Origin of the sequence: Pseudodesulfovibrio portus, assembly GCF_026000375.1 — a bacterium.
In the GTDB taxonomy this organism is placed as follows: Bacteria; Desulfobacterota; Desulfovibrionia; order Desulfovibrionales; family Desulfovibrionaceae; genus Pseudodesulfovibrio; species Pseudodesulfovibrio portus.
This window is the reverse complement of record NZ_AP026708.1, coordinates 1232411-1248021: the sequence shown is the minus strand read 5'-3', so window position 1 is coordinate 1248021 and position 15611 is coordinate 1232411. Positions and strand designations below refer to the sequence as shown.

The window sequence follows — 15611 nt, the reverse complement described above, 5'->3', positions numbered from 1 at the left end:
TGGGAATTGCTTCAGCAAGATTTGTTCCTATTGTTTTATTTCATGATGTTGACCCGTCAAGCCGTTCGTGCCGCGCAACAGTCCTGAAAAATCGGAAGAGTCGAAATGGACTCCCCGTTCCCCTTCCCGAAATAGGTCCGGTCACTACTCCTTCCAATACGGGTGGCTGACATCCTCGAAAGCGGACATGGCGGCTATGGAGCCTTCGCCGATGGCGGTGACGATCTGCTGCAGGCCGCCGGTCAGGTCGCCTGCGGCGTAGACGCGGGGCACGCTGGTGCGCATGTCCGGGCCGACCTTGATGAAACCATCGGGTTTGAGTTCCACGCCGAGGGACTTGGCCAGTTCGGTGGCCGGCACCTGGCCGATGGCCACGAAGGCCCCGTCCACGGGCAGGTCGGACACGGCCCGGGTCATGAGATTGCGGATTCTGAGGTTGTTCACCCGCTTGCCGTCGCCCTGGAATTCGTCGATCACGGTGTTCCAGAGGACCGGGATGCCCTCGCGCTCAAGGGAATCCTGAAGCGGTTTCTGGGCACGGAAGCTGTCGCGGCGGTGGATGATGGTCACGTCCACGCCGAGGTTCTTGAGGTGCAGGGCGTCGGTCAGGGCGGTGTTTCCGCCGCCGATGATGGCCACGGATTTGCCCTTGTACAGGTAGCCGTCGCAGGAAGCGCAGTAGTTGATGCCGTGTCCGAAGTACTTGTCCTCGCCGGTCACGCCGAGTTTGCGGTAGGCCGCGCCCATGGTCAGGATGACCGCCTTGGCCGAATAGGTGCCGCGGTTGGTGGTCACGATGATGGATTCGCCTTTGGCCAGGTCGCCCATCTCGATGGATTCCACTCCCTCGCCCTCGTGCACGGGCACGTATTCGCGCGCGTGCTCGCTCATGATGTCCATGAGCTGCTTGCCGGGCACGGAGGTGAAGCCCGGATAGTTCTCGACCACCGGGGTGAGGGCCACCTGGCCGCCCACGATGTGCTTCTCGAGGACCACGGCCTTGAGCCCGGCGCGGACGGCGTAGATGCCCGCGGTCAACCCGGCGGGGCCTGCCCCGATGATGACCAGGTCCACCTCGCCCGGCTCGATGGTGCCGAATCCGGACGGGGCCTTGCCTTCCTCCTGGCCGGGCAGGAGGCCCTGGTCCAGGAGTTCCTCTGCGGATTTCAGGTAGATGAGTTCGGCAACGAACCGCTCCTCCGGCATCAGGCCGAGGCCCTGGTGCGCGCCCTCGTTGAACACGGTGTGGGGCACGGAGCCGACCTCGAATCGCTCGGCCAGTTCCGGGTTCTCGTTCTTCTCTATGCATTCGGCCCTGACCAGCTCGGGCTTGGCGATGGCGCATTTGATGGCGGACATGACCTGTCCGGGACAATACGGTCAGGTGGGGGAGACGAACACCTGGGCCAGGCGCTCCTCTTTCAGTCCGTCGAGGAGTTGGACGGAAAGTTCCGACAGGGCGGATTTGCCAAGGGAAAGGAGCAGTATGGCCGTGATCAGGGATTTGCCTTCTTCGCCCACCGGCGCGCCCAGGAAGCGGATGTGGCAGTCGTCGGGGTTGAGGCACAGGGTGGGGGCGGCAGTGACGCCCAGCTTTTTCGCGCGGTCGGACGGGATGGCAAAGTTCCGCGTGCTGATCCTGTCGGACAACCGGGCCAGGTCCGCGCAGAACTTGAGCGTGTAGTCCGCGAACTCGTCGTTGACTCCGGTCTGGGTGAAGGTCTCCAGGACAACGTCGCCGTCAAGATTTTTGAAGGTCTCTGCCAGCTGGGTGCGGACATCCTTGGGCAGGAACCAGTCGTCGGGTTGGTCTTTCTGGAAAAGGGGAGCCATGGATACAACCTCACTCTGTTTTCAGGGGTGTGCGCGGATCAGACTGTCTCGATCCTGTTGCGGCCGTTGTTCTTTGCCTTGTAAAGCGCTTCGTCGGCCCGGTGGAGCAGGGGGTCGATGGTTTGATCCGTGCTCAGCAACTCGGTCATGCCGATGGAGATGGTGAAGGTGATGGACTTGCCGTCAACATTCACCACGAGGTCCTCGATGCCCTTGCGGAGCCTTTCGGCCGTTCTTTGACCTGCAGCGAGGCCGGTCAGGGTGAGCGCGGCCAGGAATTCCTCGCCGCCCACGCGGCCGAATACATCCGTGGTGCGCAGGGTCCGGGTGCACAGCGCGACCATGTCCTTGAGCACCACGTCGCCCGCCGGGTGGCCGAACGTGTCGTTGATGTCCTTGAAGTGGTCGATGTCCAGGGAGAGCAGGACCATGCGCGTCCCGTACCGTTTGCACCGTTCCAGCTCGTCCTCCAGCCGGCTCATGAAGTGGCGGCGGTTGCTTGCGCCTGTCAGGGGGTCGGTGGATGCGAGCAGACGCAGCTCGTTTTCCATCCGCCGGTGCACGGTGACGTCCCAGTTGACCCCGGTCATGCGCACGGGCGAGCCGTCCTCGCCCGCCTGGACGGTCCAGGCCGACCTGATGATGCGGACGTCGCCGTCGGGCCAGGTCAGCTGGTATTCCATCTCGTACCGCTGTTTTGTCTCGACGCTTTCCGCCATCTTCCGTTCCACTTCCGGGAGGTCATCCTGGTGGATGCGGGAACGCCAGCCTTCGTAGATGGAGTCGAATTCCCCCGGCTTGACCCGGTAGAGCTCGTACATCTTCTTGTCCCAGTAATTCCGGTTCGTCAGGAAATCCCGTTCCCAGATGCCGATGTTGCCCGCATCGGTGGCCAGGTCCAGCCGCCGGGCCGTGGCCTGGAGGTCCTCTTCCTTGATCTTGAGCTCGGTCATGTCCCGGGAGTCCACGGCCACGTAATCGATATCCGTGCCTTCCACAATCACGGGGTGGTAGGTGGTGGCGAGAAAACGCTTGCCCTGTTTGGGCAGGTCTATCCAGTTTTCGACCACGACCGTTTCCCCTTCAAGGGCCCGGTCCAGCCGTGCCCTGATGACGGATTCATATAGATCCTTGCCCAGGACGTCGGAGATGTGGAGGTCGATGACGTTTTCCTGGCTGATCTCGAAGCTGGCCGCAAAGGCGTCGTTGGCCATCCGGAATCGGTGATGCTTGTTCACGAGTGCGATGAGGTCCGGGGTCGAGGAGATGATCCGTTCGTATCGAATAAGCTTGGCGCGCGCCTTGTCCTGCTCGATATCCTGGAGGAAGCATTGCTGGTCCAGAGAGGCCAGGTCGGATTCCAGCTCCTCGATGCGTTCGAGCGCCTCCTGAAGTTCCTGCTGTGTTGTCTTGTCTGCCATGGAATCTCACTTGGGGGGTGCGGGGAGTGTTACCGTGAAGGTGGTCTCGCCGTTTTCCGAGGAGAAGGCCACTTCCCCGCCCAGGTATCGTTCGGTGAAGAGTTTCATTACATAGGTGCCCAGGCCCCGGTCCTGCGACTTGGTGGACACGTAACGCTTGAACATCTGCTTTCGGATGTTCGGCGGCACGGCCCCGGGATTGCGCATGGAAATGACCACCCGACCGTCGTCCAGGCGGGTGCAGGCCAATGTGATCCTGCCGGGGCTTTCCTCGCGGGCCTCCAGGGCGTTTTCGAGCATGTTGCCCAGGACGTGTCCCAGTATGCGTCTGTCCGCCCACATTTCCCCGCAGGAAACGTCTACCTCGGCACAGCTGTGCTGGGTGTTCCTGAGGCGGCATTCCTCCTTGACCATGGAGCGGAGAAATTCGTCGCTGTCGATGGCTTCCATGTCCACGGCCAGGCGGCCTTGTTCCGCGGTCTCGATGTCCCGGTGATACAGGATTTTTCTGAGGGTCCGCAGGGAGGCGTCCTCCAGTAGTTCGAGGAGGGAGCCGTTGTCCGCGTCGGGATCCATGAGGTCGACCAGTGCGCTGATGCCGCCGACCCCGTTGACAAGGGTGTGATAAAAGGTCCTGTTCAGGTAGGCGAGCCGTTTCTCGTGGCTGACGTCCAGGGCGAAGATAGCGGTCAGGGAGGAACCGTTGAGGTCCACCGGGCGGGTAAAGATCTGGAGATCCAGGGGCACCTCCGCGCCCTGTTCCAGGCGCATCATGCGGCACTCCTTGCAGTCGGCAGTGCCTTCAAGGCTCTTGATTATGGCGATGGCCGCGCCGCAGGCCGAGCAAAAATCGGAACAGCCGCAGCCTGCCTCCATCACGTGGGCGTGTATGCAGTCCAGGGCTTCCCCCGGCCTGAGTCCCAGCACGTCGGTGCACTCCGTTTTGAGGGAGACGGCGCAGAAGGCCTCGTTGCTGAAGAGGATCTGCCTGTGGTCGTTGATCACCACCATGGGGATGGGCATGGCGTCGAACCAGTTGATGAGAGGTTCGTTTCGCAAGTGCCGGGCCTCCGCCTTCACGGCGGCTACGGGCAGCCTCTCCGGCGAGGCGAAGCGTGTGGGCAGGTCGTGTCCCGTTGTCTGCATGTGCATCCTCTCGGATAGGTTTGGGTTTGCTCAACACTTCCAGTATGAATGACTATTACGACAATTACGGCTCAGGTCAATGATCTCTTGGAGTTGACATGGCTCGATGAGGGTGGGGAGGATGAAAAAGGGGCGCCGAAGCGCCCCTTTTTATTGTTCGCAGGAGCCTACTGGTTGCCGAAGATGGCGGGCGGACGGGTGGTGTCGCCGCCGGTGTTCGGGAAGTCGGGGTACTTGTAAGCCTTGGTGTTGGTTTCGAGCAGGTGCCGCGCCTCTTCCATGAAGTGGTTGTAGCGGTGCTTGCATTCGTAGAAGCCGTGCCACCATGCGTAGTCCGGGGCCATCATGGCCGAGCCCATGCGGGCCCGGCGGCCCTCGTGGTGCCACAGTTCGTAGAACTGGACCTCCAGGTTCTCGTCAAAGAACGTGGTGTTGTCGAGGTTGCCCTTTTCGTACAGCTCGTCGAGCATCTTCTTGGCGGGCTTGAAGTAGACCTCGTTGTATTCCTCGACCGCCTTGTCCAGCTGGCCGTAGAAGGAGTCGATCCAGGCCTGTCCGTGGCACTGCTTGCAGACGTCCTTCATCTTGTCGCGTTCCACCTGCCAGTCGGTGCCGGACGGGAACGGCTTGAAGTCCTGCGGGCGGACGGTCAGCGGGGCCTGGGTTTCCCAGGACAACCGCTCGGTCACGTCGTGGGTGGTGGCCTGGTTGCCCGAGCCGGACATGTGGCAGGAGGCGCAGGTCGGGGCGCGGTAGTCCACGCCGGGAGTCCAGGCGCCGGGCGCGGAGTCGAAGTTGTATTCGTGCTTGAAGGCCTGGTAGATGTCGCCGTGCTTGGACTCGTTGTAGATCTCGATCTGCGGATGGTCCGGGCCGAGGTGGCACTGGCCGCAGGTCTCGGGCTTGCGCGCTTCCATGACCGCGAACCGGTGGCGGGTGTGGCAGCTGGTGCAGGAGCCGAGGGAGCCGTCCATGTTCAGGCGGCCCACGCCCACGTTGGGCCAGGTGTCCGGATCGAGCTTGCCGTCCTTCATCTTGAGGATGGTGCCGTGGCAGTAGTAGCAGCCGGTCTTGCGCTCGTTATCCGAGTTCATGCCCTTGTTCAGCCACGGATCGAGCTTCCACATGATCTCGATGGTGTTGGCGTGCTTGCTCTTGGCATACTGCTTGGCCTCGTCCGGGTGGCACCGGGAACAGTCCTTGGGTGTCACAGGGGAGGCGATGGGCACGAAGTACTGCTTCTCGCCCATGGGCAGGTCGCCCCTGGAGTAGTACTTCTCGTGGTCGATGCTGATGTCCTGGTCGCCGGGCTCGGCCTGGTGACAGTCCAGACAGGTGATGCCCGCCGCCGCGTGGCGGCTCATGGCCCAGTCCGCGAAGATGCCGGGGCTTTCCTGTTTGTGACATTCGATGCAGGCCTTGCCCTGGGGCGGGATGGCCCGGTCCATGCGCAGCTCGCGCACTTTTGGGAAATTCTGCGCGGTGGCGGTCACGGCGAACAATCCGAGGACGGCCAGCAGCGCTGTCAGTGTGAGAATCGCTTTCCGATACATGGATACCTCCTAGATGCCCAGTGTCGACAGTCCGGTCGCCCGGTAGGGGGCGCTGAACTGCTTGTAGTCGAAGAATTGCCGGTCCCTGTGAACAAGATCCCTGTGGCAGTCCGTGCAGCGGTACTCGGTGCCGCCCTCATTGTAGAGGACGCGCCGGTGCGCCAGCATGGCCCCGCGTTTTCCGGGCATGTGCAGGATGTTCCGGTGGCATTTCATGCACTGGTCGTTTTTCATCGTCGCCCAGATGCGCTCGCGCATGACCTTCCTGTCGTAGGATTCCGCTCCGCCCGTGAAGTGGGAAACCACGTCCTTGAGGCCGTGGGCCGTCTTGGCGAAGAAGAAGTCGAACGTGTCCTGGGGCGCGGGCAGGTGGCAGTCCATGCAGTCAGCCACGAATCCCTGCCCGTTGTTCACGTGTGTCGACATTTTCCAGGCCATGACCGCAGGGCGGATCTCGTGGCAGGAGCCGCAAAACTCCGGCGTCGAGGTCCTGACCATGGTGTAGTAGGTCATGCTGAAGAGTGGAAATGCGATCAGGATACCGCACAAAACCAAAAGGATCGATTTGGTCTGTCGCTTCATACCTCCTCCAGCTTGAAAGGGTTTCTCCGTTATCGCGCCACGTGCCCCCGGCCACGATATAGAGAGATAGCTTTACCTGTAGCAAACTTGGGCGAAAAAGCCATTACAAAATCAGTTTTATCTGTATTGGATAGTGAAGACCGGTGGAGTAGGGAGTGGGCCATAACAAGTGAAAACGGCAGGAATTTTCATTCCTGCCGTTCAAGTTTCAATGGTAACGGTGTGTTATAATTCGCACTCGGCTCTGGGGAAGGATATCTCGAAACAGGCTCCTTCGGCTTCCCAGGGCACGGCCCTGATGTCCCCGCCGTAGTCGGAGACGATGCCGTAGGAGATGGACAACCCAAGCCCCGTTCCCTTGCCCACGTTCTTGGTGGTGAAGAAGGGTTCGAAGAGCCGTTCCCGGATGGAGTCGGGGATGCCCGCGCCGGTGTCGCAGACCCGAAAGGCGATCGCGTCTTCGGTGCTGAACGAGGTGATGTGGATGCGCTTGTCAGCGCCGCCGCCTTCTCCCTTCCAGCGCTCCTCGATGGCGTCGCGGGCGTTGAGCAGCAGGTTGATGACCACCTGCTCCAGCCGGTTGGAGTCGGCCAGGATCACGGGCAGATCCGGCTCAAGTTCCCAGACCACGTTGATGTTGTGGACCTCGAGCTGGCGGCTGAAGAATTCGAAGCCTCGCTCCAGAACCTCGTTGATCTGCACGGGCATGGTCTTGAGGTCGGACTTGCGGCCGAAGTCGCGCATGTGCTCGATAATCTTGGCGGCCCGGTCCACGTGGGTGTTGATGCCGCTGGCCATCTCCTCCATGATCTCCGGGTCGAGCGGCGATTTGGTGGCCACCTTGCGCGAGAGCAGGTTGGCGATGGCCTTGAGGATGGTCAGGGGCTGGTTGAGCTCGTGGGCCACGCCCGTGGACATCTCGCCCAGGGTGGTCATCTTGCTCGCCTGGATGAGTTGCTGCTCGGCCTCCGTCTTCTTGGTCACGTCCGTGCAGGTGACGATCAGGGTGTCCCGGTCTTCGAACCGGGTGGGCGAGATGCGCACCACCGCGAAGATGGGGTCGCCCGACCGGGTCACGTGGGTGCACAGCTCGATCTCGGGCCAGGTGCGCAGGGGGGCCTCCCAGTCGGCGGCCTCGCCCTCGCGGAAGAACTGCATGAAGGATCGTCCGCGCAGCTCGTCCAGGGTCCAGCCGTAGATGTCCTGTGCCGACTCGTTGCAGTGGAGGATCTCCAGGGTCTCGAGGTCCAGGACAAAGACCGCGCTGGGGATGGAGTCGAAGATTGCGTGGTAGCGGTGCTCGGATGCGGCCAGCTTGGATTCAAGCTCCTTGCGCCGGGTGATGTCGATCATCATCTCCATGGCGGCCACCACCTTGCCTTCCTTGTCGCGCACCGGGGAGGTGTAAACGATCCAGTGGATCGGGTTGCCTTCCTTGGACAGGCCGGACTCCTCACTCATATGGGAGAGCCCGTCGCGGAACGTGTTGTCCACGGGGCAGGCCTCGCATTTTTCCAGCCGCCCCTTGTTGATCTGCCAGCAGCGCTTGCCCTGGGGCAGGCCGAAGTGGCGCTCATAGGCCCCGTTGTGGCGGATGACGCGGTAGTCGGTGTCCACCACCGAGACCAGGCAGGGCACGTTGTCGAACAGGTTGCGGAACTCCTCGCGCTGCTCCATGAGCTCCCGGTGCTTTTCCGTGACCCGGCGGCCCATGACGTTGAAGGCCTCGCCCAGGGTGCCGATCTCGTCCACCTGGCCGATGTCGATGTCGGTGAAGGATTCACCGCCGCTGATGTGCCGGGTGGCCGAGATGAACCGTTTGATGGGGCGGTAGATGAACTTGAAGGTAAAGGTGAACAGGGCCAGGAAGGTGGCTGCGAACACGAGGAGGGAGATGCCCATGTTGGCCCGCTGGAACATGCGGATCATGGCGTTTTTTTCGGTCATGGACACGGTCACGTCCAGCAGCCCGAGGATCTGCTCGTCCTCGCCGTGCACGTGGCAGGGTCCGGGGGAACACCCCTCGGAGTTGGCGATGGGGGTCATGATGGCCATGAGTTGGTTGCCGTCGGGGTCTTCGAGCATCCGCGTCCGCTCGTTCAGGGGCATGGCGGGCGGAGTGGGCGTGTACTGATGGCAGGTCCAGCATTCCGGGGAATCCATGGTGATGAGCGTGCCGACCTCGCCGGGGGCGTTGGAAAAGACGATGCGCCCTTGCTTGTTGTAAACGCGGATGGTCCGGATCTCTTCCTGCTTGGCGATGTTGTTGATGTTCTCTTTGATGTCCTCTTCGGAGTCGAGCATCATGGCGTAGTGCAGGGCGAGCAGGATGGTGTCGGATACCAGTTCGATGTCCGACATGACGCCCGTGACCACGTTGCGCTTGTAGAAATAGACGTTGAACCCGGCCCACAGGAAGATGCACAGGAGCAGAGTGACCCCGCCGGACAGGATCATCTTGGCGATCAGGCTTTCGCGAAAGCGCTTGAACAGCATCCCACCTCCCATCGGGGCGTTGCCGGGTTGCTTACCTGGCCGCCGGTTTCGGGTTCTCGGGGCACAGGTGGGCGTCCTTCATCAGGTCGGCCAGGGAATATGAGTCGAGCATTTTGTACATGGCCACGGACGCGTCGTCCCAGATGGACCGCCTGAGGCAGACCGCCGCGCGCGGGCAGGTGGACACGTCGCATTCACAGTCCAGCACCTGCTCCTCGCCGTCCAGGATGCGGGCCACCTCGCCGATGGAGATGTCCTCCGGTTTCCGGACCAGCACGTTGCCGCCGTTGGGGCCGCGCTTACCAGTGACGTAGCCCGCCTGCTTGAGCATCTTGATGAGTTTCTCGAGGTACTTGAGAGACAGGTTTTCCCGTTCGGCCGTGTCCTTGCTCGGCACGGGAGCGCCGTCCTCCGAGTTGAGGGCGATGTCCAGAAGCAACCGGGTGCCGTATCTGCTGCGCGTGGTCAGTTTCATTGAGTCCGTTCCTGGGGGCGAAGGTGGATGCGCGGGATGCGTCGTCCAAGCATAGGGAAAAACCCCCGGACCATCAAATGGATCGTGCCGCCTTGTCCGGCAGGGTGATCGTGAAGGTCGATCCCCTGTCCGGCACGGAGTCCACCGAGATGGAGCCGCCGTGGCGTTCAATGGTCTGGTTGGAGATGAACAGGCCGATGCCCGTGCCCTTCTTTCCCTTGGAGGAGAAGAACAGCGTAAATATCTTTTCCCGGGTTTCCCGGTCCATGCCCATGCCGTTGTCCGACACGGTGACGACCAGGGCCCCGTTCTCGCGGCGGGCGGTCAGCTCCACCCGGCCGTTTTCCCTGCACTCGACGGCGTCCACACCGTTTTCCAGGAAGTTGACCAGGGCCGCCGACATGGCAGCGGTGTCCACATTCAGCTCGCCCAGGTCGTCGGGCACGTCGCAGGCGAACTCGACGCAGGCGGCGTCGGCCTTGGCCTCGGCAATGGAGGCCGTGTCCCTGAGGAACCCGGTGGCGTCCACCTTCTCGGTCTCCAGCTCGCGGGACTTGGCGTAATACAATATGTCGAGGACCATTTTCTTGACCCGGCCGATCATGGCCTTGAGGGTCTTGGTGGCCGCGTCCACGCGTTCCTGATCGTTCTTTTTCAGGCCGGACTCCAGCCGGTAGATGCCGCCGTCCAGCGAGGTGAGCATGCCCTTGACCCCGTGGGACATGGAGCCGAGCATGATGCCAAGCGACGTCAGGTGGTCCTGCAACCGTCGGATCTCGGTGATGTCGGTAGACATCTCCATGGCCTGGACCACCTTGCCCGAGGCATCGTGGACGGGCGCGCTCTGGACCAGCATGTTCTTCTGTTCGCCGGACAGGGTGGTGACCACTGTCTCGCGCTGACGGGACCGGCCGTCCTTGAAAGTCTTCTTGATCAGGCAGTCCTGGCACTGTTCGTCGCGGTGCTTGTAGTAGGCGAAGCACGGCTTGCCCGCGGCCTCGCCGAAGTCCTCGACGAACCGCTTGTTGGCCTCGGCGATGGAAAGGTCGGGGTTCTGCACCGTGATGTAGCAGGGTGCCTCGTCGAAGAGGCGCTGGTATTTATACTGGGTGGTCAGCAACTCGTCCTTGAGGCGCTGGAGCTCAGTCATGTCCACGGAGATGTCGAGCACCAGCTCGATGTCGCCGTTGTTGCCCGGGATGGGGGCCGTGTAGACCGTGACCGGGATCTCCTCGCCCTCGCGGCTGAGGAATGTCTCCTTGCTGCGCTGGCCCTTGCCGGTCTCGAAGGTCTTCTGCACCGGGCATGCGTTGCCCGGGGAGGTCCGGTCCGAGTAAATGTCGAAGGAGTTGTCGCCCACCCGGTTGCCGAGGCGTTCCTCGAACAGGGTGTTGTGGGCCACGATTTCGAGATAGCGGTTGTGGATGGAGACCAGGCAGGGCAGCTCGTTGAACAGCCCGCCGCCCGTCTCCACGGATCGGGTGGCGTCGGACAAGGCGTCCGAGAGGCCCTTGACCACCTGGGAGGCGGCGTTCTGCCGTTCCAGCTCCACGATGCGCCGGGTCTTTTCCTCGACCAGCTTTTCCAGGTTTTCGGTGTGTTCCCGAAGCTGGTTGCGCATGGTGAAGCGTTCCCTGGCGCGCTGTAGGGCGAACTCGAGGACGTCGTGGTTGATGGGTTTGGTGATGAAGTCCGAGGCGTCGTGCTTGAGGGACTCGATGGCCAGGTCCATGTCTCCGTGGCCGGTGATCATGATCACTTCGGTTTCCGGGGCCCTTTCCTTGATCCCCTTCAGGAGTTCGATGCCGTCCATGACGGGCATCTTGATGTCCGTGAAGACCACCTGGGGTTGAAATTCGTCGAACAGCGCCAGGGCGGCCTGGCCGTTCTCGGCGGTCTCGACCTCGAAGCCGAGGTCCATGAAGGAAAGACCGAGGAAGCGTCGAACGCCCTCCTCGTCATCCACGAGCATCAATTTCCTGAAGTCCATCTGTCCCTCCCGGAATGGTTCGTCGCCGCACCGCCCCCACGGTGTATCCCGGCTCCGCCCAGTTCCAGCCCTTCAGATTGGTTCGGTCTATTCACCCAGCGCTTCGCGCACGATCTGAATCACATCCGCCGGGTCGAATGGCTTCTTGATGGTCGCCACGGCCCGTCTGATGGCCAAGTGTATCCCGGATAATCCGCTGATGACGATCACCGGGATGTCCGAGAATTTCTCCTCGCTTGTCAGCCGCCGGTAGAAACGCGGCCCCCATTCATGGGGCATCTCGATGTCCAGCGTGATGAGGTCCGGCCTCTCGGCCATGGCCACGTCATAGGCCGACTTTCCGTCGGAGGCCCGGCAGGTATCGTATCCGTGGTCTTCAAAAACACTGATGAGGTAATCGACGATATCCGGGTCGTCGTCCACCACCATGATCTTCTTCGGCATTGGCTCCACCTTGGGTTCGCGGTGTGGGGAGGGCCCCGCAACGCCTGCACCGTATACTCAACCTGCGCCCCAGTTCAAGTTCCAAAAATCCGGCCCGCGCACCGGAAAATGCGCGGGCCGGCATGTAAGGCGGTCCGTCCGGCTAGCCGATTGCGTCCTTGACGATTTTCAGCAGCTGGGCAGGCTCGAAAGGCTTTGTCAGACTTGCGATTGCCTTGGGAATAGCGTACTTGATCGCGTTGAGGCCGCTGATGACCACCACCGGAGTACGTTTCAGTTCTTCGTCCTGGCTGATCTTGCGGTAGAACCTGGGGCCCCATTCGTTGGGCATTTCCAGGTCCAGGGTGATCAGGTCGGGCTTTTCGGCCTTGGCGATCCCCACGGCCTCGGAGCCGTCCTCGGCGGTCACGGTCTCATAGCCGTTGTCGCCGAGCAGTTCGGACAGATAAGAGCGGATTTCCTGGTCGTCGTCGACAATCAGAATCTTCTTTGCCATAATAATCCTCCTGGTACGCAGAATCCTTTGGATTCTTGTATTGCCGCAGTCGTCCCGCCAAAGACCGGCTGCGGCATTAATATTTGTGCGCCCGGCCCCCAAGGCCGGGCGCTTTTCTCATTGGTTTAGACCTTGTCGGGCTTGGACACGCTGACCACCGGGCAACCGGCGCGCAGGATGACCTGCTCCATGGTGGAGCCGATGCGGGCCTTTTCCGGGTCCAGCTCATGGTTGTGGTGGGCCATGACGATCAGGTCCGCGGACTTTTCGCGGGCCATCTTGACGATCTCCACGTAGGGCACGCCTTCCCAGACTTCGATGTCGAAGTCCTTGAAGTCGCCCATCAGGGGGACGTAGGTGGCGCGGATGCGGTCGCGGGCAGCGATGAGCTGGTCCTCGATCTCGTTCTGGTCCAGCACCTTGCCGCTGATGTCCAGAGCGTGGAGCAGGGTCAGGTCGCAGCCCATCTCCCTGGCGGAGGACAGGGCGAACCTGAATGCGCTTTCCGCCTGTTTGGAGAAGTCGGTTGCGAACACGATGTTGGAGAAGCCGCCCCAGTAGGAAGCGGTCTCGCGGTGCACGGTCATCACCGGGCAGCGGGCGGCCTTGGCCACCTTCTGCAGGGTGGAACCGGGGTAGCCCTTGCGGTACACGCTGGAGTCGCCGGAGCTGGCGCCCATGACGATCAGGTCGGCGTCCTCTTCGCGGGCGCAGCGCAGAATCTCGCGGCTGGGTACGCCGGTGGTGAGGACGATCTTCGAGTACTCAACGGTCTCGATCTGTTTCTCGAACGTGGTCTTGAGCTCTTCCTCGACCCAGGAGCGGTACTCTTCGTCGACCTCGATCTCCTCGCCGGTGCGCACGTCGTTGACGATGTGCGAGAACGCCTTGGTGGGCACTCCCATGACATTGAGAACCACGACTTCGGCCCCGTAGCGCTTGGCCATGTCAAAGGCGACACGGGCAGCGCCGAAGGTGGACGGAGCACCGCTGGTCGCCAGCAGAATCTTCTTGAACATATCTCACCTCGTCCTTTGGTTACTCGTCCTTGGGCAACAGATGCTCGGGAACTTCCATCATCTTGATGACCAGCGGCTTGAGGAAGGTCCATCGGATGCCGATCTCGTACTCTTCCTCCAGGTCGCGGATGGCGTCCCAGCAGTTGTGGCAGGGAGCGATGACGAGCTTGCAGCCCGTATCGAGAATCTGGTCCATCTTCTTGCGAAGTGCCATGTTGCGCTGTTCGCGGTATTTGCCGATGCCGTTGAATCCGCCGCCGCCGCCGCAGCAGTAGTTGTGTTCCTTGCACGGGGCCATTTCGACAAAGTAACCGGGTTCCACCAGATAGCTGATGATCTCGCGGGTGACGTCCTTCAGCCCCTGGTTGCGCACGTAGTTGCAGGAGTCCTGCAGGGTGACGGGTTCCTTGATGCGCTTGGAGGGATCGATCTTGATCTTGCCTTCGCGCAGGGCTTCAGCGAGCCACTCGACGTAGTGCAGGAAGGGAACCGGCGGCTGACCGTCTTCGCGACCCATCCAGTAGGGACCTTCGATGACGGTTGCGCGGTGGGCGTGACCGCATTCGGTGCCGGTGGCCCGCTTGGGCTTCAGGCGCTCGATGGCGGCGTAGACGTTGGCCACGTTGTCCTTGCAGCATTCCCAGTCGCCGGCGAACATGGACAGGGACGTCTGTTCCCAACCCTCGGAAGGGACGGTCCAGTTTTCGCCGGCCACATGGAAGAGGATGGCCGCTTCGGCCAGGTCTTCCGGGTAGTGCTTGGGCTCGCGGGCGTTGCAGGTGTACATGATGTCCGCGCCGACCTTGTCGACGGGGATTTCAAGACCCGGCCATTCGTCCTCGTTCTCTTCGGCCATCCACTCGCAGGTCTCGACCCAGTCTTCGGTGGTGACGTCCATCTGGGCGCGGTACACGCGGTGCATGCCTGCGCCGATCTTCAGTTCCCAGGGGACAAAGCCCTGGCCGTAGAGCAGGCCGCGCAGGTAGCTGAACATGACACCCATGTCGATACCGTGGGGGCAGTAGTGGCCGCAGCGGTTGCAGCAGGTGCATTTGGACCATGCGGTCTCCATGCACATCTGCATGAACGCGTTGTCGACCTTGCCCTTCTTCTTGACGATCTGGCCAAGGGTCGCCTGGATCTTGTAGGACGGAACCTGCTCGGGTACGCGCCCGTTGACCTGGTACAGGAAGCAGGGCTCGGCGCAGAGACCGCAGTGGGCGCAGATCTCGAGCCAGGTCTTGAGCCTGGACTTCATGGTTTTCTGAATGGTGCCCCAGAGTTTCTCCGAGTCCACCTCCAGGTGGTTCATTTCTTCGTAGTATTGCTTGCCGCCCTTGTCGTTGAGCGTCGCCTTGAGCTGCTCGTCGGTGGTGATGGGCGTCTTATTGCAGAATTTACCTTCAGGCATTGGTGCTTCTCCTTTTTACGACCGGCTACCAGGCAAAGTCGCTGCCCTTCATGCCGCCGCGCTTGATGCCGTAGTCCATGCCCAGCTGCATGCGGGACATGAAGAACAGGATGGCGTGGCTGAGCTTGGTGAAGGGGAGGCTCAGGAGCCAGATTTCGCCGGTGATGATGTGAGCCATCAACCAGAAGTTGTAGTCGCCCATCTCGTAGCGTGCGATCAGTCCGGTGACGAACGGGGCAAGCGTGATGACGAGCAGCAGGTAGTCATAGGCAGTGGTGATGATACGCACTTCGGGGAAGGCGATCCGGCGCAGGACCATGAACAGGCCGCCGACCAGGCACATCCACGCCAGCGTGTCGGCAAAGCCGGTGCCCAGGGTGGGCAGGCTGAAGCCGAAGGCTTTTTCAAGCATCACGTTGTGCGCTTCCAGGAAGATCGGCGTGACCAGCAGGCCGATGTGGAAAGCGAAGAAGATGATGGTGAAACCGGGACGCTCACGCTGCGCCTGTGCCTTGAACGGTATGATGAAGGCCAGAATGGAGCGGATTGCGCCGCGTATTCCGTAGCTCATGTTCGGGCGATAGGCCACCCGGTCGAGCTGCCAGTTCAGGCCGCGAACGTACATCACGGCGCGGACGAGCAGGCCGCCGAAGCTGACGAGGAAGGTCACCCAGAGCATCGGCCCTGTCAGGAAATCGTACATTTCCATTTCTCCTTGATTGTCAATTCGTTAGTTAAAAACGAA

At 61.6% G+C, this 15611-nt stretch carries 14 protein-coding genes and 1 pseudogene; all 15 read right to left on the bottom strand.

What is annotated here, in order from left to right; genetic code table 11:
- Nucleotides 1-144: 144 nt before the first annotated feature.
- The gene (locus OO730_RS16240; protein WP_323373379.1) at nt 145-1206 is read right to left on the bottom strand and encodes an NAD(P)/FAD-dependent oxidoreductase; all 1062 of its coding nucleotides are present in this window, start codon (nt 1204-1206) and stop codon (nt 145-147) included.
- Nucleotides 1186-1368 (bottom strand): annotated as a pseudogene (locus OO730_RS16235) (thioredoxin family protein); the annotation flags it as partial. The gene OO730_RS16240 and the pseudogene OO730_RS16235, both read right to left, overlap by 21 nt.
- 12 nt (nt 1369-1380) lie before the next feature.
- Nucleotides 1381-1833 (bottom strand): hypothetical protein, encoded by a 453-nt coding sequence (locus tag OO730_RS16230; protein ID WP_323373370.1) that lies wholly within the window; start codon nt 1831-1833, stop codon nt 1381-1383.
- A gap of 38 nt (nt 1834-1871) precedes the next feature.
- Nucleotides 1872-3254, bottom strand: a complete 1383-nt coding sequence (locus OO730_RS06015; RefSeq protein ID WP_264983684.1) for a sensor domain-containing diguanylate cyclase — start codon at nt 3252-3254, stop codon at nt 1872-1874.
- A 6-nt stretch (nt 3255-3260) separates the two neighbouring features.
- On the bottom strand, nt 3261-4400 hold the full coding sequence (locus OO730_RS06010; protein WP_264983683.1) for a PAS domain-containing sensor histidine kinase: 1140 nt from the start codon (nt 4398-4400) through the stop codon (nt 3261-3263).
- A gap of 167 nt (nt 4401-4567) precedes the next feature.
- Nucleotides 4568-5953 carry a multiheme c-type cytochrome gene (locus OO730_RS06005; RefSeq protein WP_264983681.1) on the bottom strand — a complete coding sequence of 462 codons (1386 nt, stop codon included), beginning with the start codon at nt 5951-5953 and terminating at the stop codon, nt 4568-4570.
- Between the two features lie 9 nt (nt 5954-5962).
- Nucleotides 5963-6535 carry a NapC/NirT family cytochrome c gene (locus tag OO730_RS06000; protein ID WP_264983680.1) on the bottom strand — a complete coding sequence of 191 codons (573 nt, stop codon included), beginning with the start codon at nt 6533-6535 and terminating at the stop codon, nt 5963-5965.
- A 225-nt stretch (nt 6536-6760) separates the two neighbouring features.
- Nucleotides 6761-9031 (bottom strand): PAS domain-containing protein, encoded by a 2271-nt coding sequence (locus OO730_RS05995; RefSeq protein WP_264983679.1) that lies wholly within the window; start codon nt 9029-9031, stop codon nt 6761-6763.
- Nucleotides 9032-9062: 31 nt separating this feature from the next.
- Nucleotides 9063-9506 carry an RrF2 family transcriptional regulator gene (locus OO730_RS05990; protein ID WP_264983678.1) on the bottom strand — a complete coding sequence of 148 codons (444 nt, stop codon included), beginning with the start codon at nt 9504-9506 and terminating at the stop codon, nt 9063-9065.
- Nucleotides 9507-9579: 73 nt separating this feature from the next.
- A complete protein-coding gene (locus OO730_RS05985; protein ID WP_264983676.1) occupies nt 9580-11496 on the bottom strand; it encodes a response regulator in 1917 nt (638 codons plus the stop codon).
- An 87-nt stretch (nt 11497-11583) separates the two neighbouring features.
- Nucleotides 11584-11940, bottom strand: a complete 357-nt coding sequence (gene divK / locus OO730_RS05980; RefSeq protein ID WP_264983675.1) for a DVU0259 family response regulator domain-containing protein — start codon at nt 11938-11940, stop codon at nt 11584-11586.
- Between the two features lie 142 nt (nt 11941-12082).
- Entirely contained in the window at nt 12083-12436 is a 354-nt protein-coding gene (gene divK / locus OO730_RS05975; RefSeq protein WP_264983674.1) for a DVU0259 family response regulator domain-containing protein, read from the bottom strand.
- Between the two features lie 125 nt (nt 12437-12561).
- Complete coding sequence (locus tag OO730_RS05970) at nt 12562-13455, bottom strand: universal stress protein (protein WP_264983672.1); 894 nt, start codon at nt 13453-13455, stop codon at nt 12562-12564.
- A 19-nt stretch (nt 13456-13474) separates the two neighbouring features.
- The gene (gene hmcF / locus OO730_RS05965) at nt 13475-14866 is read right to left on the bottom strand and encodes a sulfate respiration complex iron-sulfur protein HmcF (RefSeq protein WP_264983670.1); all 1392 of its coding nucleotides are present in this window, start codon (nt 14864-14866) and stop codon (nt 13475-13477) included.
- 25 nt (nt 14867-14891) lie between these two features.
- Nucleotides 14892-15569: a sulfate respiration complex protein HmcE gene (gene hmcE / locus OO730_RS05960; RefSeq protein WP_264983668.1), complete on the bottom strand. Its 678-nt coding sequence runs from the start codon at nt 15567-15569 to the stop codon at nt 14892-14894.
- Nucleotides 15570-15611: the final 42 nt, after the last annotated feature.